19 protein-coding genes are annotated in these 18,644 nt (G+C 62.4%); 6 read left to right on the top strand and 13 right to left on the bottom strand.

The features are described 5' to 3' along the window. Window positions 1-45 precede the first annotated feature (45 nt). The gene (locus tag ACR0EF_RS15905; RefSeq protein ID WP_170372341.1) at window positions 46-738 is read right to left on the bottom strand and encodes a COQ9 family protein; all 693 of its coding nucleotides are present in this window, start codon (window positions 736-738) and stop codon (window positions 46-48) included. A 111-nt stretch (window positions 739-849) separates the two neighbouring features. Here ACR0EF_RS15905 and rpsU point away from each other — a divergent pair, with 111 nt between their 5' ends. Continuing rightward, window positions 850-1,056, top strand: coding sequence for a 30S ribosomal protein S21 (rpsU, locus tag ACR0EF_RS15910; RefSeq protein ID WP_005614280.1), 207 nt, complete (start codon window positions 850-852; stop codon window positions 1,054-1,056). 308 nt (window positions 1,057-1,364) lie between these two features. Further along, complete coding sequence (locus ACR0EF_RS15915; RefSeq protein ID WP_174825238.1) at window positions 1,365-2,441, top strand: CAP domain-containing protein; 1,077 nt, start codon at window positions 1,365-1,367, stop codon at window positions 2,439-2,441. A gap of 45 nt (window positions 2,442-2,486) precedes the next feature. On the opposite strand, the gene ppk2 is transcribed toward ACR0EF_RS15915, so the two are convergent. Both ppk2 and ACR0EF_RS15925 read right to left on the bottom strand, forming a co-directional pair. Continuing rightward, window positions 2,487-3,404, bottom strand: coding sequence for a polyphosphate kinase 2 (gene ppk2, locus ACR0EF_RS15920; RefSeq protein ID WP_170360005.1), 918 nt, complete (start codon window positions 3,402-3,404; stop codon window positions 2,487-2,489). 150 nt (window positions 3,405-3,554) lie between these two features. Beyond that, the gene (locus ACR0EF_RS15925; protein ID WP_093963556.1) at window positions 3,555-4,013 is read right to left on the bottom strand and encodes an Lrp/AsnC family transcriptional regulator; all 459 of its coding nucleotides are present in this window, start codon (window positions 4,011-4,013) and stop codon (window positions 3,555-3,557) included. A 135-nt stretch (window positions 4,014-4,148) separates the two neighbouring features. Between ACR0EF_RS15925 and ald the strand changes: the two genes are divergently transcribed. After that, window positions 4,149-5,267, top strand: a complete 1,119-nt coding sequence (gene ald, locus ACR0EF_RS15930; protein WP_170342313.1) for an alanine dehydrogenase — start codon at window positions 4,149-4,151, stop codon at window positions 5,265-5,267. An 88-nt stretch (window positions 5,268-5,355) separates the two neighbouring features. Here ald and ACR0EF_RS15935 read toward each other — a convergent pair whose 3' ends face one another. Continuing rightward, a complete protein-coding gene (locus ACR0EF_RS15935) occupies window positions 5,356-6,162 on the bottom strand; it encodes a mechanosensitive ion channel family protein (protein WP_170373111.1) in 807 nt (268 codons plus the stop codon). Between the two features lie 214 nt (window positions 6,163-6,376). On the opposite strand from ACR0EF_RS15935, the gene ACR0EF_RS15940 reads away from it, so the two are divergent. Next, the gene (locus tag ACR0EF_RS15940; RefSeq protein ID WP_170372345.1) at window positions 6,377-7,075 is read left to right on the top strand and encodes a glutathione S-transferase family protein; all 699 of its coding nucleotides are present in this window, start codon (window positions 6,377-6,379) and stop codon (window positions 7,073-7,075) included. 48 nt (window positions 7,076-7,123) lie between these two features. On the opposite strand, the gene ACR0EF_RS15945 is transcribed toward ACR0EF_RS15940, so the two are convergent. Together ACR0EF_RS15945 and ACR0EF_RS15950 are read right to left on the bottom strand one after the other, a co-directional pair. Next, window positions 7,124-7,573: a YtoQ family protein gene (locus tag ACR0EF_RS15945; protein ID WP_170373112.1), complete on the bottom strand. Its 450-nt coding sequence runs from the start codon at window positions 7,571-7,573 to the stop codon at window positions 7,124-7,126. Window positions 7,574-7,662: 89 nt separating this feature from the next. After that, window positions 7,663-8,295 carry a class I SAM-dependent methyltransferase gene (locus ACR0EF_RS15950; protein ID WP_170372348.1) on the bottom strand — a complete coding sequence of 211 codons (633 nt, stop codon included), beginning with the start codon at window positions 8,293-8,295 and terminating at the stop codon, window positions 7,663-7,665. A gap of 84 nt (window positions 8,296-8,379) precedes the next feature. Here ACR0EF_RS15950 and ACR0EF_RS15955 point away from each other — a divergent pair, with 84 nt between their 5' ends. Continuing rightward, window positions 8,380-9,264 carry a LysR family transcriptional regulator gene (locus ACR0EF_RS15955; protein WP_170372350.1) on the top strand — a complete coding sequence of 295 codons (885 nt, stop codon included), beginning with the start codon at window positions 8,380-8,382 and terminating at the stop codon, window positions 9,262-9,264. A 46-nt stretch (window positions 9,265-9,310) separates the two neighbouring features. Here ACR0EF_RS15955 and pheT read toward each other — a convergent pair whose 3' ends face one another. The 7 genes from pheT to ACR0EF_RS15990 all read right to left on the bottom strand — a co-directional run bounded on the left by pheT (window position 9,311) and on the right by ACR0EF_RS15990 (window position 17,654). Beyond that, window positions 9,311-11,707 carry a phenylalanine--tRNA ligase subunit beta gene (pheT, locus tag ACR0EF_RS15960; protein WP_170373113.1) on the bottom strand — a complete coding sequence of 799 codons (2,397 nt, stop codon included), beginning with the start codon at window positions 11,705-11,707 and terminating at the stop codon, window positions 9,311-9,313. Window positions 11,708-11,781: 74 nt separating this feature from the next. Continuing rightward, on the bottom strand, window positions 11,782-12,855 hold the full coding sequence (gene pheS, locus ACR0EF_RS15965) for a phenylalanine--tRNA ligase subunit alpha (RefSeq protein WP_170372354.1): 1,074 nt from the start codon (window positions 12,853-12,855) through the stop codon (window positions 11,782-11,784). Window positions 12,856-12,928: 73 nt separating this feature from the next. Next, window positions 12,929-13,996 carry a Hint domain-containing protein gene (locus ACR0EF_RS15970; protein ID WP_170373114.1) on the bottom strand — a complete coding sequence of 356 codons (1,068 nt, stop codon included), beginning with the start codon at window positions 13,994-13,996 and terminating at the stop codon, window positions 12,929-12,931. Between the two features lie 112 nt (window positions 13,997-14,108). After that, a complete protein-coding gene (locus tag ACR0EF_RS15975; RefSeq protein WP_170343046.1) occupies window positions 14,109-15,479 on the bottom strand; it encodes a glutamate--cysteine ligase in 1,371 nt (456 codons plus the stop codon). Between the two features lie 77 nt (window positions 15,480-15,556). Then, window positions 15,557-16,084 (bottom strand): hypothetical protein, encoded by a 528-nt coding sequence (locus tag ACR0EF_RS15980; protein ID WP_170373115.1) that lies wholly within the window; start codon window positions 16,082-16,084, stop codon window positions 15,557-15,559. Continuing rightward, a complete protein-coding gene (locus ACR0EF_RS15985; protein ID WP_170373116.1) occupies window positions 16,081-16,929 on the bottom strand; it encodes a GNAT family N-acetyltransferase in 849 nt (282 codons plus the stop codon). Before ACR0EF_RS15985 ends, ACR0EF_RS15980 begins: the two co-directional genes overlap by 4 nt. After that, the gene (locus tag ACR0EF_RS15990) at window positions 16,929-17,654 is read right to left on the bottom strand and encodes a 16S rRNA (uracil(1498)-N(3))-methyltransferase (RefSeq protein ID WP_170343052.1); all 726 of its coding nucleotides are present in this window, start codon (window positions 17,652-17,654) and stop codon (window positions 16,929-16,931) included. The genes ACR0EF_RS15985 and ACR0EF_RS15990 overlap by 1 nt, the downstream gene beginning before the upstream one ends. 12 nt (window positions 17,655-17,666) lie before the next feature. On the opposite strand from ACR0EF_RS15990, the gene ubiA reads away from it, so the two are divergent. Next, entirely contained in the window at window positions 17,667-18,629 is a 963-nt protein-coding gene (gene ubiA / locus ACR0EF_RS15995; protein WP_170372361.1) for a 4-hydroxybenzoate octaprenyltransferase, read from the top strand. Window positions 18,630-18,644: the final 15 nt, after the last annotated feature.

Here is an 18,644-nt window from a genome sequence, read left to right on the forward strand (position 1 = left end):
AATGGGTATCAGGCGAATCGGGAAAGGCCCAGCAGCAAGAGGCAGTTACTTGCGCGGGTTCAGAAGACCCGGCAGATCGGCCCGCATCCTGACTGGCGCCCGAACCTGACTTGCCAGCCAGTTGGGAACCGCAAGGAACGGTTTGAACAGCGGATTGTTGTTCACCTGCGCCTTGAGCTTCTCGAACTGCATCACATCCGCAATGCGGCGATCCAGGAATTCCCAGGTCCGCTGGTGGTCCGGGCTGTCATCGCCCAACCAGAACAACAGGGTCGAGGAATACACACCCGACAGTGTTGCGCGTTTGGTGTACCAGTTGACATCATCCGAAGTGTCGCCCAGCGCATCCCAGATCAGGTCACAGGTGCCCCAGACCGCTTTGGCGCCATCTGCTGCATATGACGGCAACGAAAACAAAATCACGCCTCGGCGCACCGCCTCCCTGTCGGGGACAGCCTGCAGGCGGAAGCGCACTGCGGCGGCAATCCTGTCGCGGAACTTCAGATCGCTCAGGTCCTCGGACTTCAGCCGTTCAAGCATCTCGGCGTCCCCGCGGGCGTGAAATGCGAGCGCCAGATCCACGGCGCCCCGCGGGCAGATGACACGGGCCAGACCTTCGTCCAGATCGCAGTCGGCAATGGCCGCGCGAAAGCTCTCTTCGGACCAACCATCAAAAGGAACATGGGTCAGAATTGCGTCCAGCAATTGCTGTTTTGCATCTTCATAGGTCACGGTCATGGCGGTCCTCCGACTGTTGGGCCCAGTACTAGACAAGTTAGGTCCGCTTTGCTATACGGCCAACTCCTGCAATTTCCTTGCAACTCTATCTAGAAAGGTGGTGACAACCACATGCAGGTTAGTGTTCGCGACAACAATGTCGATCAGGCGCTTCGTGCCCTGAAGAAAAAGCTGCAGCGCGAAGGCGTGTTCCGTGAAATGAAGCTGAAGCAACATTTCGAGAAACCGTCCGAGAAAAAAGCGCGCGAGAAAGCTGAAGCGATCCGCCGTGCCCGTAAACTGGCACGCAAGAAAGCCCAGCGCGAAGGTCTGCTCTAAGATCTTCCTCGTCCAGCTTTGGATGACACTATTTGACGACCCCCGAGGCATCGCCCGGGGGTTTGTCGTTTCTGGGGAACAAATCCCCGGTGTGCCTGCAAATCCAAGCCCGAAAACTGACGCCGTCTGGCATCACTCAGCAAGTTGCCGCACATGAATCAGCAAGTTTTGGTGGCAATTCGCCGTCCGATTCCACCCGGCAGATTTGTGACTTTTCTACGCCAAATTCTCGCCACTAATGTCGCCTCAAAATAACGCAATCCAATGGAGGCAGAATCGTGTCAGTCGCAAGTTCACTTGAAAGGCAAATGCTGGAGCTCATTAATGCCGAGCGCGCCAGCCGAGGCCTGCAGCCCGTCCAGCTGGAACTGAGGCTGAACGACGCCGCTGAGGATCACAGCCAATGGATGCTGGACGTAGACAAGTTCAGCCACACGGGTGTCGGCAAGTCCCAGCCGTGGGATCGGATGGAAGATGCCGGCTTTGTGTTTTCAGGCAGCTGGCGTGCGACCGAAAACATAGCATGGCAAAGTGTCCGCGGTGCCCCAGGTCTGGCCGATGACGTCCAGAACCTGCACGACAGCCTAATGAACAGCCCCGGCCACAAGGCCAACATACTCGATCCGAACGTGACGGTGATCGGGATCGGGATCGAGACCGGGAAATACCTGCATAACGGCGTGAATTACGACGCCATCATGGTCACGCAGAACTTCGCGCGGACTTCGGCGGCGGTCCAACTGGATACCGGCGGTTCCGGCGGCGGAGGAACTCCGTTGCCATCCCCCGCCCCGGCCCCAACACCCGCCGGCCCTGTGGAGATTTTTGTCAAACCCGGAAAGACAGGGAATGCCGAAGACAACTGGTTTACCCTGGAAGTCGGGAAAGCCGGGCGACTGGACGGGCGCGGCGGCGATGACACTCTGACCGGGCAAAGTGGTCGAGATACCCTTCTGGGGCGGTCCGGGGATGACACTCTGCGCGGCGAAGGCGGCCGTGACAGGCTGTTCGGCGGGCAGGGCAATGATACTCTGGAAGGCGGCGATGATCGCGATATCCTGAAAGGTCAGGCCGGCGACGATATGATGTCGGGTGGCACGGGTGACGACGTTCTACGTGGCGGCAGCGGAACCAACATCATGACCGGCGGCACCGGCGCAGATGACTTTTTCTTCAGCAACGGTATCAACCGCGTTACCGATTTCGAAGACGGCGACCAGGTTGTCCTGCGCAGCAGCGCCGCCATCAAGAGCTACAAGGATCTGATGAACAACCATATCTCTCAGTCAGGCAACGATGTGGTGATCGACGATGGCAAAGGCCACATGGTGATCCTCGAGGATACCTTGCTGGCTGATCTCGACCGCGACTCATTCATCTTCTGAGGCAGTTGCGGCCGAAAAAAGTGCCCCGATTCTGGGCACTTTCTTTCAATAAATCTTGGGCACGTACAATTCGTCCGGCAGAACCCGCCGTTCATACTCGGGATTGTATTTCCGATCCGGCAGAGTGACCTTTTCGTGGGGCACCTCTTCGTACGGAATCTTGGTCAGAATATGCTCCATGCAGTTCAACCTTTCCCGCTTTTTGTCGTTGCCTTCGACAATGTACCAGGGGGCCTCGGGAATGTTGGTTCGGAACAGCATATCTTCCTTGGCCTTGGTATAGTCTTCCCAGCGGATCCGCGATTCCAGGTCCATCGGTGACAGTTTCCACTGCTTCATCGGATCGTGGATTCGCATCAGAAAGCGCAGTTGCTGTTCTTCGTCCGTGATCGAGAACCAGTATTTCAGCAAGATGATTCCCGACCGGACCAACATGCGCTCGAATTCGGGAACGTCCTGAAAGAACTGCTCGACCTGGGCCTCGGTGGCGAAGCCCATCACCCGTTCGACGCCCGCCCGGTTGTACCACGACCGGTCGAACAGAACGATCTCACCCGCCGCCGGCAGATGCGGCACATAGCGTTGAAAATACCACTGGCTCTGCTCGCGCCGGCTGGGGGCAGGCAAAGCAACGACACGTGCAACCCGCGGGTCCAGCCGTTGGGTGATCCGCTTGATTACCCCGCCCTTTCCAGCGCTGTCGCGCCCTTCGAACAGGATGCAAACCTTGGCGCCGGTATGCTGCACCCAGTCCTGAACCTTGATCAGCTCGGCCTGCAGGCGCAACAGGTTGCGGAAATAGACCTTGCGATCCAGCATTTCAGGATGCTGTTCGCGATAGATCTTGCGGACCTCCATCGACAGCATGGGTTCACTGAACTCGATCTCAAAATCCTCGTCCAGTGTGTCCTGCAACTCGGCTTCCAGCCAATCGTCGACTGTGTTCTCATAGTCTTCAGCCAAGGGCCTGCTCCTTATCTTTCAACAGTCTCGGACCATATCGGGTACGTGTAACCGGCCAATGTCATGCCGACCTTTTTCCCGCCCCGAAGGCCAATATTGAACCGGCTCAACGGCAGATACAACCGCATCGGCAAGAGTGACGCACCAGGATCAGACAGGCAGTGCTGTCGTCTTGAAAACGGTCCGCAGGGCGAACGAGCTTTGCATTTGCGCAACTCCGGGCAGGCGCGACAGATACTGGCGGTGGATGCGCGCAAAATCCTCGGTGTTTTCGGCGACCACCTTCAGGACATAATCCGCCGACCCGGCCATCAGGTGGCACTCCAGAACGTCTGGAATCCGCCGGACCGCCCGCTCGAAAGCCTCCAGCACCTCCTCGGCCTGACCCTGCAAGGTGATCTCGACAAATACGGTTGTCGGCACCCCCAGTTTGCGCGCATTCAGCAGCGCGACATAATCCCGGATATAGCCTTCCGCCTCAAGCCGCTGGACCCGGCGATGGCAGGCCGACGGTGACAGGTTGACCTGCTCGGACAGTTCCGCGTTCGACATGCGCCCCTTGCGCTGAAGGGCCGCCAGAATCTTTCGGTCAGTCGCATCAAGTGACATTCACGCACATCCGTTGCAAGATTTTCTCATTTCATCGAAAAATTTCCCACATATTAGCGCAGTTGCGCACCGAGTTTCACAGAAATTGCGCCGCTTTCTGCACATAATTTGTGCAGTTTATTAATGGAGAGCCCCATGAAAATCGGTTGCCCGAAGGAAATCAAACCGCAGGAATTCCGCGTCGGCATGACCCCGAACGCCGCGCAGGAAGCGGTTGCCCGTGGTCACGAGGTCATCATCGAAACCGGCGCCGGGCTGGGTTCAGGCTTTGACAACGACGCCTATGTCGCCGCAGGCGCGCGCATCGTGGACACCGCGGAAGAGGTGTTCGCGACCGCCGACATGATCGTCAAGGTCAAGGAACCGCAAGCGGTCGAGCGTAAGATGCTGCGCGAAGGCCAGCTGCTGTTCACCTACCTGCACCTTGCACCCGACCCGGAGCAAACCCACGATTTGCTGGCCTCGGGCTGCACGGCGATCGCCTACGAAACGGTGACGGATTCCAACGGTGGTCTGCCACTGCTTGCCCCGATGTCCGAAGTCGCAGGGCGTCTGGCACCGCAAGTGGGTTCGTGGACCCTGCAAAAAGCCAATGGCGGGCGCGGCGTTCTGATGGGCGGCGTCCCTGGTGTGGGCCCGGCCAAGGTTGTTGTGATCGGTGGCGGCGTCGTCGGCACGCATGCGGCTCAGGTGGCGGCGGGCATGGGCGCTGATGTGACCGTTCTGGACCGTTCGCTGCCGCGCCTTCGTTATCTGGATGACGTCTTCGGTGGCCGGTTCAAGAACCAGTACTCGACCGCCGGTGCTACGGCCGAGCTGATCCAATCGGCGGATATGGTGATCGGGGCTGTTCTAATCCCGGGCGCGGCCGCCCCAAAACTGATCACCCGCGAGCAATTGTCGACCATGAAGCCGGGCGCTGTGCTTGTCGACGTTGCCATCGACCAGGGCGGCTGTTTCGAAACCTCCAAGGCAACGACACACGCCGATCCGATCTATGAGGTCGATGGCATCATGCACTACTGCGTGGCCAATATGCCGGGCGCGGTGGCACGGACCTCAACCATCGCGCTGGGGAACGCAACGATGCCGTTCATGCTGGCGCTGGCCGACAAGGGCTGGAAACAGGCATGTCAGGACGATCCCCACCTTCTGGCGGGCCTCAACGTGCATGCCGGCCAGTTGACCTACTATGCCGTAGGCAAGGCACTCGGGATCGACGTGGTTTCGCCCGCAATGGTCGTCAAGGCCTGATCGAAACGCAACAGCGCCGCGCATCTGCGCGGCGCTTGGCCCAACCGGAGAAGGGCATTTCCAATGCCCGACGGACGGGCGGGAGCATTCAGCCCTCTTTGTGGATTTCCACCGAGTGCGGGTAGGGAATCGAAATGCCCTTGCTGTCAAAGGCCTCCTTGACGGCCTTGGTCAGATCAAACTTGACGTCCCAATAGTCGGCGGCCGCGCACCACAACCGCGCGGTCAGATCTACCGAGCTGTCTCCCAAGTTGGTCACACGCACCCAGGGCTCGGGGTTCGAGTGAATGCGCTTGTCCGCCTTGGCCACATCCAGAATGATCTTCATGGCCGCATCCGCATTGTCGCCATAGTCGATCCCGAATACCAGATCGACACGCCGCGTGTCGTGGGCCGAGTAGTTGGTGATGATCGACCCCCAGGCCTGACCATTGGGAACGATAATCTGCACATTGTCGGGCGTGACCAGTTCGGTCGTGAACAGGTTCAGGTCCTTCACCGTGCCGGCTGTCCCACCGATGTCCACGAACTGACCCAGCTTGTATGGCCGGAAAACCACCAGCATCACACCTGCGGCAAGATCGCTGAGCGTGCCCTGCAGCGCAAGGCCGATGGCCAGCGAAGCGGCACCCAGAATGGCAACGATACTCGTCGCTTCGATCCCGAAGATGCCAAGCACAGCAACCAGGACAATGGCCAGGATCACCCATTTGACGGTGCTGGCAACGAAATTCCCCAAAGTCGGATCGATTTGCGGGGTCGAATTAATTCGGCGGCGAACGATCCCTGCGATCATGCCAGCGGCTATCCAGCCAACAACAAGAACGATCAGGGCTTTGACCGCGCTCATGATCAATGGGGCAAATGCCCCTACCTGCGTCACGACCTCATCCACGGGCGTCTCCTTTCCAACAGCAACAAACCCGCGACTTTTGCGCGGGATTTCCGCAACATTGGGCGATAAAACCGCACAGGTCTAGGTTTGAAATGTCCCGGATTTCCCCGCTGTGCTTCAGCAAACAGTCGCTGCCCGGGGTTGCACAGACCGCCATCTAACAATCCGCCCCCGAATGCCTAGCTTGCAATAGTACCCGAACAAGGAGCTTGCCATGCTGGACACCGCCACCTTCCCGATCATGACCAAATGGCCCCCGCATTCGCCGGAGCGGATCCAACTCTATTCCTTCCCGACGCCGAACGGCGTGAAGGTGTCTATCATGCTCGAAGAAACAGGCCTGCCCTACGAAGCGCACAGGGTCACCCTGTCAGACGCCGACGTCAAAAGCCCCGAGTTTCTGTCGCTGAACCCAAACAACAAGATTCCGGCGATCATCGATCCTGACGGCCCTGACGGACAGCCCTTGGCGCTGTTCGAAAGTGGTGCGATCCTGCTGTACCTGGCCGAGAAAACCGGCAAGTTCCTCGGCCAGAACACGGCCGACAAGTACCGGATCACGCAATGGCTGATGTTCCAGATGGGCGGCGTGGGTCCGATGTTCGGGCAGTTGGGTTACTTCCACAAGTTCGCCGGCAGCGCGATCGAAGACCCGCGCCCGCGCGAGCGGTATATCAACGAGGCCAAACGGCTGCTGAATGTCATCGAGACCCAGTTGCACGGGCAGGACTGGATCGCCGGTGAGTACTCAATTGCCGATATCGCTTTGGCCCCGTGGCTGCGCGGCCTTGATTTCTACGGCGCCAAAGAATTGGTCGGCTGGGACGATCATCGCAACACCATCGCCTATCTGAACCGATTCCTGGACCGGCCCGCGGTTCAAAAGGGTCTGGTCACGCCTCCGCGCGGGTAAGGGATCACGCCGTCGCCGCCTTGCAAGCGGCGTCGGCATTCCGTGCCATCAACCAGGCAGTTTCCCGGTCAGCACATAGCGTAGAATCTCGACCACCTGACGGGGCTCCTCGGCCACCGCCAACGCGGCGGCATCGACCTCTTTCAGCGCATGTTGATGGTCGGGGCCGTGCAACACGATGATCGACTTGCCCAGGGCCGCAGCATAGCCCGCGTCAAAGGCCGCGTTCCACTGCTTGTACTTGTCGCCGAACCGCACCACGACGACGTCGGCATCGGCGATCCCCTTGCGGGTACGGATCGCGTTGACCATCGCGCCTTTGTGGTCGTGCCAGTATTTGTTCGGCTCGGCCCCCAGAATGGCGACCCCGCAATCGTCGCTGGCCGCATGATCGGTCACCGGGCCGTTGAACGCGACATCCAGCCCCTGCGCGCCTTCGATGATCTGTTCGCGCCAATCCGTGTGGATCTCGCCCGACAGGTAGACATTCAAACCCATTGCAGCCTCCGCATTTTGCTTCTGGCCCTGTTTACTGTCCAAACCCGCAAAGCCCAATGCGGAAGTTGCCTGCCGATGCGGCGCTGGCGTTACAACTTGCGAGCCACCAGATAGCGCGAGGGCGGTTTCGCCGGGAAGTTCCCGCTTTCGATAATCTCGAACCCGGCCTTTTCAATGGCGGTTTCCAGCGTCTTGATGTCGAATTGACTGACGAATGGCGCCTTGCCCAAAAGCTGCATGATCGGCAGCAGTAGCTTGAGCAAGCCGAACTTGAACCCCAATCCACCCTGGGCAAGACAGGGCGTTTTTGAAATGAACAGACCGCCGGGTTTCAACACCTCATGAACCCCGGCCAGCGTCGCCTCCAGATCCCGGATCAGGTGCAGCAGATTGAACGCCATCACCACATCATAGGCCCAATTCGGGGGGCGGTTCGCGTCGGCCTCGACAAAGACGACGTTTTCGATCTGCTCCTCTTGTGCCAACCTGCGGCCCACGGCCAACATGCCCGGAGAGACATCGCTCGCCGTGATCGTGTCCGCATGGCCGGACAGCCGCAGCGCGGTGCGCCCGGTTCCGCAGCCCAGTTCCAGCACCTGATCGGTTTGCTTCAGATAGGACACCGTGCGTTGCAACGTGTGCTCGTAGGACTCCATGTCCCGGATCGGGGATTTCGCGTATTTCTCGGCGATTCCGTCCCAGAATTTGGCTGTGGCGGTCATGTCGGCTCTCCTTTGAGCGCAAGGTAGTGATACGCGTTTCAAAGGTGAATTGCCGAAGTACGCAGAATCCTTATACATTCATGCATGGATGATCCGCGCAAATTCGACTGGAACCATATCCGCGCCTTTCTGGCCACGGCCGAGACCGGCTCGCTTTCGGCGGCGGCACGGCGATTGGACCAGACGCAACCGACCCTCAGCCGCCAGATCGCCGCGCTTGAATTCGACCTGGGCGTGATGCTGTTCGAACGGGTCGGCCGATCACTTCAGATCACCACCGCCGGGATCGAGCTGTTGGAGCACACCCGGACCATGGGCGCCGCCGCAGATCGCATTGCGCTGGCCGCGTCCGGTCAGGCGCAGTCGATCGAAGGGCAGGTGCGGATCACCGCAAGCGACGTGATGTCGGCCTATATCCTGCCGGATCTGCTTCGCGAGATTCGCGCGCAAGCTCCGAAACTGCGGATCGACGTGATCGCCGCGAACGACATTCGCGATCTGATGCGGCGCGAGGCGGATATCGCCATCCGACATGTCCGCCCCGACCAGCCCGACCTGATCGCAAAACTGGTGCAGGAGGCCGACGGGCATTTCTATGCCGCCACCGCCTACCTGAACCGGGCTGGGCGCCCCAAGTCCCTGTCGGAGCTATCCCGGCACGAGTTCATCAGTTTCGGCGACACCGCGCAGATGATCGCCTATTTCGAACCGATAGGCCTGCATCTGACCGAAGAAAACTTCCGCCTGGGGTCGCAGAACGGCATCGTCTCGTGGGAATTTGCCCGGCAGGGCTTTGGCATCGCGCCCATGTCCGAGCCGGTTGGCGATGCCACACCGGGTATGGAGCGCGTCCTTCCCGACATGGAGCCGCTGCGGTTCCCGATCTGGCTGACCACCCACCGCGAGCTGCATACCAGCCGGCGCATTCGGCTAGTCTTTGACCTGCTGGCAGAGTTCTTCGCAAAATGAAACACGCGCACCATCGGCGCGCGTGTCTCTTCGGGTTAGAGCCGCTTCAACCGCGCAGAACGCCGCCGGTTGCCTTGGTGACCTTGGCGATGATCTTTTCCGCCACCGCCTCGATGTCTTTTTCCTTCAGCGTGCTGTCGGTCGGCTGCAGACGCACGGTGATGGCCAGAGATTTCTTGCCCTCACCCAGGCTGCCGCCGATGAATTCGTCGAATACGCGCACCTCTTCGATCAGCGCCTTGTCGGCTCCGGCGGCGGCATTCACCAGCGTCAGCGCCTCGACATCGGCATCGACGACAAAGGCAAAGTCACGCTCGACCGCCTGCAGGTCGCGCAGTTCCAGCGCCGAGCGGGTGGTGCCGGATTTGCGCGGCAGCGGCACCTCGTCCGGCCAGATGGTGAAGGCCACGGCCGGGCCCTTGATGTCCAACTGCTGCAGCACGCGCGGATGCAGTTCACCGAACACGCCCAGCACCTTTTTGGGGCCAAGGCAGATCTTGCCGTGACGGCCCGGATGCCACCAGGCGTCGCCGTCGCGCAGGATCTGCACCTTGGCCGGGGCCCCGATGGCGGCCAGCACAGCCTCGTCATCGGCCTTGGCGTCGAACAAATCGACCGTGCGGGCGGCGCCATGCACATCCTTGGGTCCGGTCCGCCCGACCAGAAGGCCTGCGATCTGGGTGCGTTGCTCGCCGGGTTCCCCGTCATGAAAGACCGGGCCGACCTCGAACAGGGCCAGATCGGCAAAGCCGCGCGCCTGGTTGCGGGCCGCGGCCTGCAGCAGGCCGGGCAGCAGGTCGGGGCGCATGTGGCTCATCTCGGACGAGATCGGGTTTTCCAGCATCGTCGCGTCATCGCCGCCACCGAACAGCGCGGCCGAAGCCTGATCGATGAAAGTATAGCTGACGCATTCACTGTACCCCAGCGCCGCGCAGGTGCGCCGCGCCATCGACTGACGCCGCTGGGCCGGAGTCATGACCGGCTTGGGTATACCATCCGTGACACGCGGCAGCGGCTTGCCCTGCAGCTTGGTCAGCGATGCGATGCGGGCGACCTCCTCGACCAGATCGGCCTCGCCCTGGATGTCGGGGCGCCAGCTGGGCACATGGGCCATGTCGCCTTCCAGCCGGAAGCCCAGCCGGGTCAGGGTCTGGCGCTGCTCGCTTTCGGGGATGTCCATGCCCACCAGCGACTGCACCCGCGCCGCATCCAGCCGATAGGCGCGCGAATGGTCCGGCGCCTTGCCGGCCTCGACAACCTTCGAAACCTCGCCGCCGCAGATATCCAGGATCATCTGGGTCGCGTGCTCCAGCCCTTCCAGCGTGTATGCCGGATCGACTCCGCGTTCGAACCGGTACCGCGCGTCCGAGTTGATCTTGAGCGCGCGCCCCGCCAGCGCGATCTGGACATGATCCCAGAAGGCGCTTTCCAAAAACACGTTCACCGTGTCCTCGGTACAGCCGGTCTCTTGCCCGCCCATGATGCCGGCGATGGATTCCGGGCCGTTGTCGTCGGAAATCACCATCATCCCGGGCTGGAGAGTGTATTCCTTTTCGTCCAGCGCCACCAGTTTCTCGCCGCCCTTGGCGCGGTGCACCCGCAGGTTGCCCTTGACCTTGTCGGCGTCAAAGACGTGCAGCGGGCGGTTGCTGTCGAACGTCATGTAGTTGGTGATATCCACCAAGGCCGAAATCGGACGCAGACCGATCGCCTTCAGCTGATCCTGCAGCCATTGCGGGCTGGGGCCGTTCTTGACGCCGCGGATCAAGCGACCGGTGAAATGCGGGCAGCCATCCAGCGTGTCGTCGTCGATCGTCACCTTGATCGGGCTTTCGAAATCCCCCGGCACCGGGGCATAGTCGCGCTGCTTCAACTTGCCCAGACCCCGCGCCGCCAGATCGCGCGCGATGCCCGCAACGCCCAGCGCATCGGGGCGATTGGGGGTGATGGCGATCTCGATCACCGGGTCGATCTTGGCGGGGTCGTTCTCGGCCAGCCAGTCGACGAACCGCTGGCCCACCTCGCCCGAGGGCAGCTCGATGATGCCGTCATGTTCGTCCGACAGTTCCAGCTCGCGCTCGGACGCCATCATGCCAAAGCTTTCGACGCCGCGGATCTTGCCAACGCTGATCGTCAGATCCAGACCGGGGATATACATGCCCGGCTTGCAGACCACGACGGTGATGCCCTCGCGCGCGTTGGGGGCGCCGCAGATGATCTGCAACTCGCCCTCGTCGGTGTCCACTTTGCAGACGCGCAGCTTGTCTGCATCGGGGTGTTTCTCGGCATGTTTCACATAGCCAAGGGTAAAATCCTTGAGCTTGTCGGCCGGGTTGATGACCTCTTCGACCTCGAGCCCGAGATCGGTCAGCGCCTCGGCGATCTCATCAACCGAGGCGTCGGTGTCCAGGTGGTCTTTCAGCCAGGAGAGGGTGAATTTCATTTCTGTTTTCCTGTCCGGTAAGGCGGGCCAGCCCGCCGAATTCTCTTGGGCAGCAGGGCAAGCCCCACGCTATTTCATCGCGACAAACCACCATGCAGGTTCGGCATATCCAGCGCCGTAAACCCGTAGTGGCGCAGCCAGCGCAGGTCGGAATCAAAGAACGCCCGCAGATCCGGGATGCCGTATTTCAGCATCGCCAGGCGGTCGATGCCGATGCCGAAGGCAAAGCCCTGATAGACCTCGGGGTCGATCCCGCCGGCGGCGATCACCTTGGGGTGGACCATGCCGCTGCCCAGAATCTCCATCCAGTCGTCGCCCTCGCCGATCTTTAGCTGACCGCCTTCCCAGGAACAGCGGATATCGACCTCGGCCGAAGGTTCGGTGAACGGGAAATGCGAGGCGCGGAAGCGCAGTTCGACGTCGTCGACCTCGAAGAACGCCTTGACGAATTCTTCCAGAACCCATTTCAGGTTCGCCATCGAGATGTCCTTGTCGATGGCCAGCCCTTCGACCTGGTGGAACATCGGCGTGTGGGTCTGGTCATAGTCGGCGCGATAGACACCGCCCGGGCAGATCACGCGGATCGGCGCGCCCTGCTTCTCCATCGAGCGGATCTGAACCGGCGATGTATGGGTGCGCAGCACATGCGGCGGGCGATTGTCGCCCGGCGCGCGGTGCATGTAGAACGTGTCCATCTCGGCCCGCGCGGGGTGGTGGCCGGGGATGTTCAGCGCGTCGAAATTGTACCAATCTGTCTCGATCCGCGGACCTTCGGCGACGGAAAAGCCCAGTTCGGCAAAGATCGCGGTCAGTTCCTCGGTCGCCTGGCTGACCGGGTGGATCGAGCCTTGGCGGCGCGGGCGCGCGGGCAGGGTCACGTCCAGCCACTCGGTCCGCAGACGTTCGTCCAGCGCGGCATCGGCCAATGCGGCCTTCTTGGCGGCCAGCGCCGAATTGATCTCGTCCTTCAGCGCGTTCAGCGCGGGGCCGGCGACCTGGCGTTCCTCGGGCGTCATCTTGCCCAGTTCGCGCATCTTCAGCGCCACTTCGCCCTTTTTGCCCACCGCGGCCACGCGGATCGCTTCCAGCGTGCTTTCGTCGCCTGCGTCAGCGATCTGACCCAGGTATTTTGCCTTAAGATCGTCCATGACGGTCCCCTGAATTCTGTTGCTGTCCTGCTATCACAGCAGCGCGCGAAAGCAAGAGGGCCGGGCCGCGCGATCAGGTCGCGCGCAGAACCGCTGCCTGTCGATCACACCGGACCGGGCGGATCGTGGGGCCATAGCCCTGCGGATGGGTCTGCAGTTCGGGGAACAGCGCAAACAGTTCGCGCGCGGCCTCCTGCTCCAGCCCCGAGAGCGCCTCCTGCCCCGGAAAGAAGCTCTCGGACACAAGACCCGAAGTGGTGACCAGCTGGTGCCGGTCGAAGAACAGATGGACATAGCGGACGATGTCGCAGGGCTGCACGGTGACGGTGTCGCCGTTGACCAGAGATTTGGCAGGAACCAGAACCTCATCCTCGCCGAACAGAAGCTGGGCTTGCCAGCCGCCGACCAGAATGCGGTGCTGGGGCGAGACCAGAATGTCTGTCTTGGCGCCCAGAACACCCGCGCGGATGCGCACCGGCGCGAAACGACCCACGCCGCGCACCGTGCGGCGGCCGATCCAGCGCACTCGGCAGGGGCCGTCATCGACGGTCAGGACAGTGTCGCCGGGCTGCAGCGTCTCGATCCGGCGCGGCCCCTCGGGGGTATCCACCAAGGTACCTGCTGTAAAACAGGCGGCCCCGGTATCCCCGGGCGACAAGGGGCCATAGGTCAGCGTGTCGGGATCGGGCTGGTTGAACTGCAAGGTCGTCGTGGTCTGGTTCGGCCCGACCAGCACCGGCAGGTTGACCGAGGTTTCCCCGGCCGCCAGCCCATCGACCGCGACGATGTTCTGCGTGCCGCCACCGATGTCGTAGAAATCTATCACCTCACCCGTGGCGGTGTTGGTCAGCGCATAGGCTTCGTAATTGGTTGGGCCGCCGCCATCCGGATCGGTCAGGAAGATCGGGAAATCATCGGCCGAGATGACATAGACGATCTCGTTGTTGTCGGGGTCGACGGTGACCTGAACGGAGGGATCGTTGAGTGGGATCTCGATCCCGACCTGCCCGTTCGCCTGATAGAAGGACACGGTGAAATCCGCCGGGTCTTCGCCGGGGCGAAGGGACACCTCCAGGAATTCGGACACGCCCGAATTCGCGGCATAGGCATTGGAATAATGCAACTCACTGATACGCGCCATGAAAGCACCACGACCGGAAAACCTGACCCGAATGTATCGCGCAAACGCCGCCGCCGAACAAGGCGCGATCCGGGAATGTGGCTAACAGGCCCCTAATTGCAACAGGTCGCGGTCAGTAGCTGTATTCGGGGTAGATCCGCGTCAGATCGCCCTGCCAGTCGCCGTGATAATGCTCGAGCAGTTCATCGGCCGGCACCTTGCCGGACTGGATGCTTTCCTTAAGCGCGTTCAGGAAATGCGTCTCGTCCGGGACGAGACCACCCGCACCCGGCCGCGCCCGCGCCTTCAGGCCGGAATCGGCGATGGCCACCACCTCGCGCGCCAGATCGTGCATGTTGATGCCGCCGACCTGCGCCTGCAGCCCGTCCCGGGCCGCGGCGACGCGCAGCCCCTCGCGGGTTTCGGCGTCCCAGCCTTTGACCAGATCCCATGCGGCATCCAGCGCGGACTGGTCATAGGTCAGCCCCACCCAGAAGGCGGGCAGCGCGCACAGACGGCGCCACGGGCCGCCGTCGGCCCCGCGCATTTCCATGAATTTCTTGATCCGCGCCTCGGGGAAAGCGGTGGTCAGGTGATCGGCCCAATCCGAAAGCGTCGGCGTCTCGCCCGGCAGCGCGGGCAGCTTGCCCTGCAGAAAATCGCGGAACGACATGCCCAGCGCATCGATATATTTGCCGTCGCGATAGACGAAGTACATCGGCACATCCAAGGCATATTCCACGTAGCGCTCGAACCCGAAGCCGTCCTCGAACACGAAGGGCAGCATGCCGGTGCGCGCGTCATCCAGATGCCGCCAGATGTAGCTGCGCCAGCTTTTGTGGCCATTGGGCTTGCCCTCGAAGAAGGGCGAGTTGGCAAACAGCGCGGTCGCCACCGGTTGCAGGGCCAGCGCCACGCGCAGCTTCTGCACCATGTCCGCCTCGGACCCGAAATCAATGTTGACCTGCACCGTGCAGGTCCGGCGCATCATGGCGCGGCCCATGTCGCCGACCTTTTCCATGTAGTCGTTCATCAGGACATACCGGCCCTTGGGCATCAGCGGCATGTCCTCGTGCTTCCAGATCGGCGCGGCGCCCAGCCCGATGAAGCCTACGCCGATCTTGTCGGCAATGTCCTTCACGTCGCGCAGATGCGCGTTCACCTCGTCGCAGGTCTCGTGGATGGTCTCCAGTGGCGCGCCTGACAGCTCCAGCTGCCCGCCCGGTTCCAGTGAGACGTTGGCCCCGTCCTTTTCCAGCCCGATCAGCTTGCCCGCCTCTTCCACGGGGGTCCAGCCATGCCCGTCGCGCAGCCCCTGCAGTACCGCCAGGATCGAGCGTTCGCCTTCATAGGGCAGCGGCTTCAGCGTGTCCTTGCAATAGCCGAATTTCTCGTGCTCGGTCCCGATGCGCCATTCGCTTTTGGGTTTGCAGCCATCGGCCAGGTATTCGGCCAGTTGTTCGTGGCGTTCGATCGGCCCGCCGCCGGACTGAGGAATGGACATGAACCGTGCTCCGATCCTGAAGTGTCGAGTCGTGGGGGTCAGTGGTGGTCGCAATCTCCCCCGGTGTCAATGCACCGTCAGTTCAACCGGATGTGTGCCGGGCGCGAGGGATGGCGTTCCCAGATGACCACCGGATGCGACGCCCCGCCCTTGAGTTCCGACAGCATCCGCTCGGTCCGCAGCCCCGGCAGGGCCGAGAACACGTCGAACAGCGCCTCGGCACCCTCGGCATTCACGGGAATGTGAAGCGGCGGCTGGCCGGGCTGCTGCAGCACCCAATGCGCGGGGCTGGCGGTAGGGTCCAGAGTCAGGCTCTCGATTTCGCGGGTGGCGACGATGCCACCTTCCAGCGGCCCCAGATAGGCGATCTGCCCTTCATCCACCGACACCACGCCCGGCCCGCCCGCGCCCATCCGGAACCGCGCGCGCTGTATGCCGATCACGGCCAGCGCAACCGAGACCAGCACAAGCACCCAGCCCAGCCAGCCCAGCAACCCGCCCGGACCGCCGATCCAGCTGAGACCAAGGATCAGAACGAACCCGGCGGCCAGCACCTCGCGCCAGCGCCACAGGGCCAGTTTGGCTTCGGGTCGGATGAAACTCATGACGCGGCCTCCATCTGATCGCTGAACAGGACCAGTGAAAAGGTCCCGGCAGGGGCAAACCCAATCGCAACATAAGCACTTACGGCGGCGTTTGAAGCCGCGAACAGAACGGCCCTGCGCACTCCGGCGGCCCGCGCCTCGGTCAGATGCAGGGCGACGGCGGTGCGGGCATAGCCTCGCCCGCGCAGCGCGGGCGGCGTAAACACGCCGCCGATCTGGACGATCTCGGGCAACGTGGCATTGAAGCCCGTCATGCTGACGGGCTGGTCGTCGACCATCAGCAGCCGGTGCGAGTCGCGCTGAATATATCCGTCGATGTCCTTCTGCGCAGCCGCGCGGGCCATGCCCGGGTCGGTGCCCAAAGATTCCAGGTGATAGGCCTCGCGCCAGCGGATCAGCAGGCTGCGGTCGCCGTCAGACAGAGGCACCAGCCTTGCGTTTTCCGTTGGTGGAACGATCAGGTCGCGCAAGTCCAGCGCAAAAGAGGGCTCATCCCGGTCCAGACGGGCGGCGCGGTCCTGCCATCCGGCCTGTCGCAGAAACCGGCGGGCTTGCGTGGCCTCGCCCGCCAACCCAATGACCGTGCGGCCCCGGATCAGGTCCGCTGCCTCGGACAGGCCGGCCTCGGGCAGATCCGGGCACTGCGGCAGGATCATGCCTTCGTTGGTGATGCCGAACACGCCGCGCAGCGGGTCGCCCAGCATCCACATGCTCATCGCGCGCGGCGCGGGTACGTTCAGGCCAAACTCTCGCAGGTTGGCCAGCGCGAACATCGAGCTTTGCACATGGTCCAGAAGAAACCGTTCGATCGCCGGAATGTCCTGTTGCTGCGCCAGCCGCCACATCAGGACCAGTCCCCTAGCGCCTGCTGCCACAGGGTCATCGCGGCCACCGCCGCCGTGTCTGCCCGCAAGATGCGCGGCCCCAGGCTGACCACATGCGTGAACGGCAGATCCTTCAACCGCTGGCGTTCGGCATCGGAGAACCCGCCCTCGGGGCCGATAAGGATGGCCCACGGTCGGCCCTTGTCCTGTGCGGCGAGGCGCAGGGCCGACCCGGCCTCGGCCTCGTCGCAGAACATCAGTTGGCGGCCGTCGGGCCAGTTGTCCAACAGCTTGTCCAGCCGCTGCAGGTCGCAGACCTCGGGCACGAAAGTGCCGCCGCATTGCTCGGCCGCCTCGACCGCATGGGCCTGCAGCCGGTCCTGGCGGATGCGTTCGGAATTGGTGAAAGCAGTCTGCACCGGCATGATCTTGGCGGCCCCCATCTCGGCCGCCTTTTCGACGATGAAATCGGTCCGGGCCTTCTTGATCGGGGCAAACAGCAGCCAAAGGTCCGGCGGCAGTTGCAGTGGCCGGGTCTGTTCAAGACAGCTCAGAGTACCGCCCCGCTTGCCCGCCTCGGCCACCTGCGCCAGCCACTCGCCATCGCGGCCGTTGAACAGGGCCACCTGCCCGCCCACGGCCAGACGCATCACGCCGAACAGGTAATGGGCCTGCTCGCGCGTCAAAGGAACCGATTGCCCCGCACCCAAAGGGTGATCTACATACAGCCTGATCTTCGCACTCATGAGACCCTACATATGCAAGGCAATGCCCCAACACCAGACGGTCAGGTCGCCGACGCCGTTACCGGCAACTGGGTCGATACCCGCGCCCCGGCCTTTGCCCGCCCCTATCTGCGGCTGTCGCGCGCGGACCGGCCGATCGGGACGTGGCTGCTGCTGATTCCGTGCTGGTGGGGCCTGGCGCTGGCGATCCTGCATGACGGTGAGCCGCGGTGGGGCGATCTGTGGATTGCCGTGGGGTGCGCGGCCGGGGCCTTTCTGATGCGCGGCGCGGGCTGCACCTGGAACGACATCACCGACCGCAAGTTCGACGCGCAGGTCGCCCGTACGCGCTCGCGGCCCATCCCCTCGGGGCAGGTCAGCGTGCGGCAGGCGGTGATCTGGATGGGCCTCCAGTGCCTTCTGGCGCTGGCGATCCTGCTGACCTTCAACCAGGCGGCCATCGCGATGGGCGTCCTGTCGCTGCTGCCGGTGACGATCTATCCCTATGCCAAGCGCTTCACCTGGTGGCCGCAGGTGTTTCTGGGGCTGGCCTTCAACTGGGGCGCCCTGCTGGCCTGGGCGGCGCATCGCGGCACGGTCGAATGGCCCGCGATCCTGCTGTACCTGTCCGGCATCGCCTGGACGCTGTTCTACGACACGATCTATGCCCACCAGGACGCCGAGGATGACGAGCTGATCGGCATCAAGTCCACCGCGCGCCTGTTCGGGACCGACACCGCGAAATGGCTGAAGTATTTTCTTGTGGCGACCGTGGCGCTGATGGGGCTGGCCATCGTCGAGGCCGCGCTGCCCAATTCCAGCGTGCTGGCGCTGGTCGTGGCCATCGGTGGACCTTGGGCAATGGGGTGGCACATGGCGTGGCAACTGCGCGGGCTGGACATCGAAGACAACGCGAAACTGCTGCAGCTGTTTCGCGCCAATCGGGACACCGGCCTTATTCCGCTCATCTTCCTTTGCGTCGCATTGCTCCTCTGATTGCACCTCGGTACC

It is taken from the genome of Ruegeria sp. CG8, from assembly GCF_056537165.1.

What these genes read in the sequence shown, in the direction of transcription:
- ACR0EF_RS15905 (WP_170372341.1), bottom strand. Translation starts at nt 738, where the DNA reads ATGACCGTGACCTATGAAGATGCAAAACAGCAATTGCTGGACGCAATT.
- rpsU (WP_005614280.1), top strand. Translation starts at nt 850, where the DNA reads ATGCAGGTTAGTGTTCGCGACAACAATGTCGATCAGGCGCTTCGTGCC.
- ACR0EF_RS15915 (WP_174825238.1), top strand. Translation starts at nt 1,365, where the DNA reads ATGCTGGAGCTCATTAATGCCGAGCGCGCCAGCCGAGGCCTGCAGCCC.
- ACR0EF_RS15925 (WP_093963556.1), bottom strand. Translation starts at nt 4,013, where the DNA reads ATGTCACTTGATGCGACTGACCGAAAGATTCTGGCGGCCCTTCAGCGC.
- ald (WP_170342313.1), top strand. Translation starts at nt 4,149, where the DNA reads ATGAAAATCGGTTGCCCGAAGGAAATCAAACCGCAGGAATTCCGCGTC.
- ACR0EF_RS15940 (WP_170372345.1), top strand. Translation starts at nt 6,377, where the DNA reads ATGCTGGACACCGCCACCTTCCCGATCATGACCAAATGGCCCCCGCAT.
- ACR0EF_RS15945 (WP_170373112.1), bottom strand. Translation starts at nt 7,573, where the DNA reads ATGGGTTTGAATGTCTACCTGTCGGGCGAGATCCACACGGATTGGCGC.
- ACR0EF_RS15950 (WP_170372348.1), bottom strand. Translation starts at nt 8,295, where the DNA reads ATGACCGCCACAGCCAAATTCTGGGACGGAATCGCCGAGAAATACGCG.
- ACR0EF_RS15955 (WP_170372350.1), top strand. Translation starts at nt 8,380, where the DNA reads ATGGATGATCCGCGCAAATTCGACTGGAACCATATCCGCGCCTTTCTG.
- pheT (WP_170373113.1), bottom strand. Translation starts at nt 11,707, where the DNA reads ATGAAATTCACCCTCTCCTGGCTGAAAGACCACCTGGACACCGACGCC.
- pheS (WP_170372354.1), bottom strand. Translation starts at nt 12,855, where the DNA reads ATGGACGATCTTAAGGCAAAATACCTGGGTCAGATCGCTGACGCAGGC.
- ACR0EF_RS15970 (WP_170373114.1), bottom strand. Translation starts at nt 13,996, where the DNA reads ATGGCGCGTATCAGTGAGTTGCATTATTCCAATGCCTATGCCGCGAAT.
- ACR0EF_RS15975 (WP_170343046.1), bottom strand. Translation starts at nt 15,479, where the DNA reads ATGTCCATTCCTCAGTCCGGCGGCGGGCCGATCGAACGCCACGAACAA.
- ACR0EF_RS15980 (WP_170373115.1), bottom strand. Translation starts at nt 16,084, where the DNA reads ATGAGTTTCATCCGACCCGAAGCCAAACTGGCCCTGTGGCGCTGGCGC.
- ACR0EF_RS15985 (WP_170373116.1), bottom strand. Translation starts at nt 16,929, where the DNA reads ATGTGGCGGCTGGCGCAGCAACAGGACATTCCGGCGATCGAACGGTTT.
- ACR0EF_RS15990 (WP_170343052.1), bottom strand. Translation starts at nt 17,654, where the DNA reads ATGAGTGCGAAGATCAGGCTGTATGTAGATCACCCTTTGGGTGCGGGG.
- ubiA (WP_170372361.1), top strand. Translation starts at nt 17,667, where the DNA reads ATGCAAGGCAATGCCCCAACACCAGACGGTCAGGTCGCCGACGCCGTT.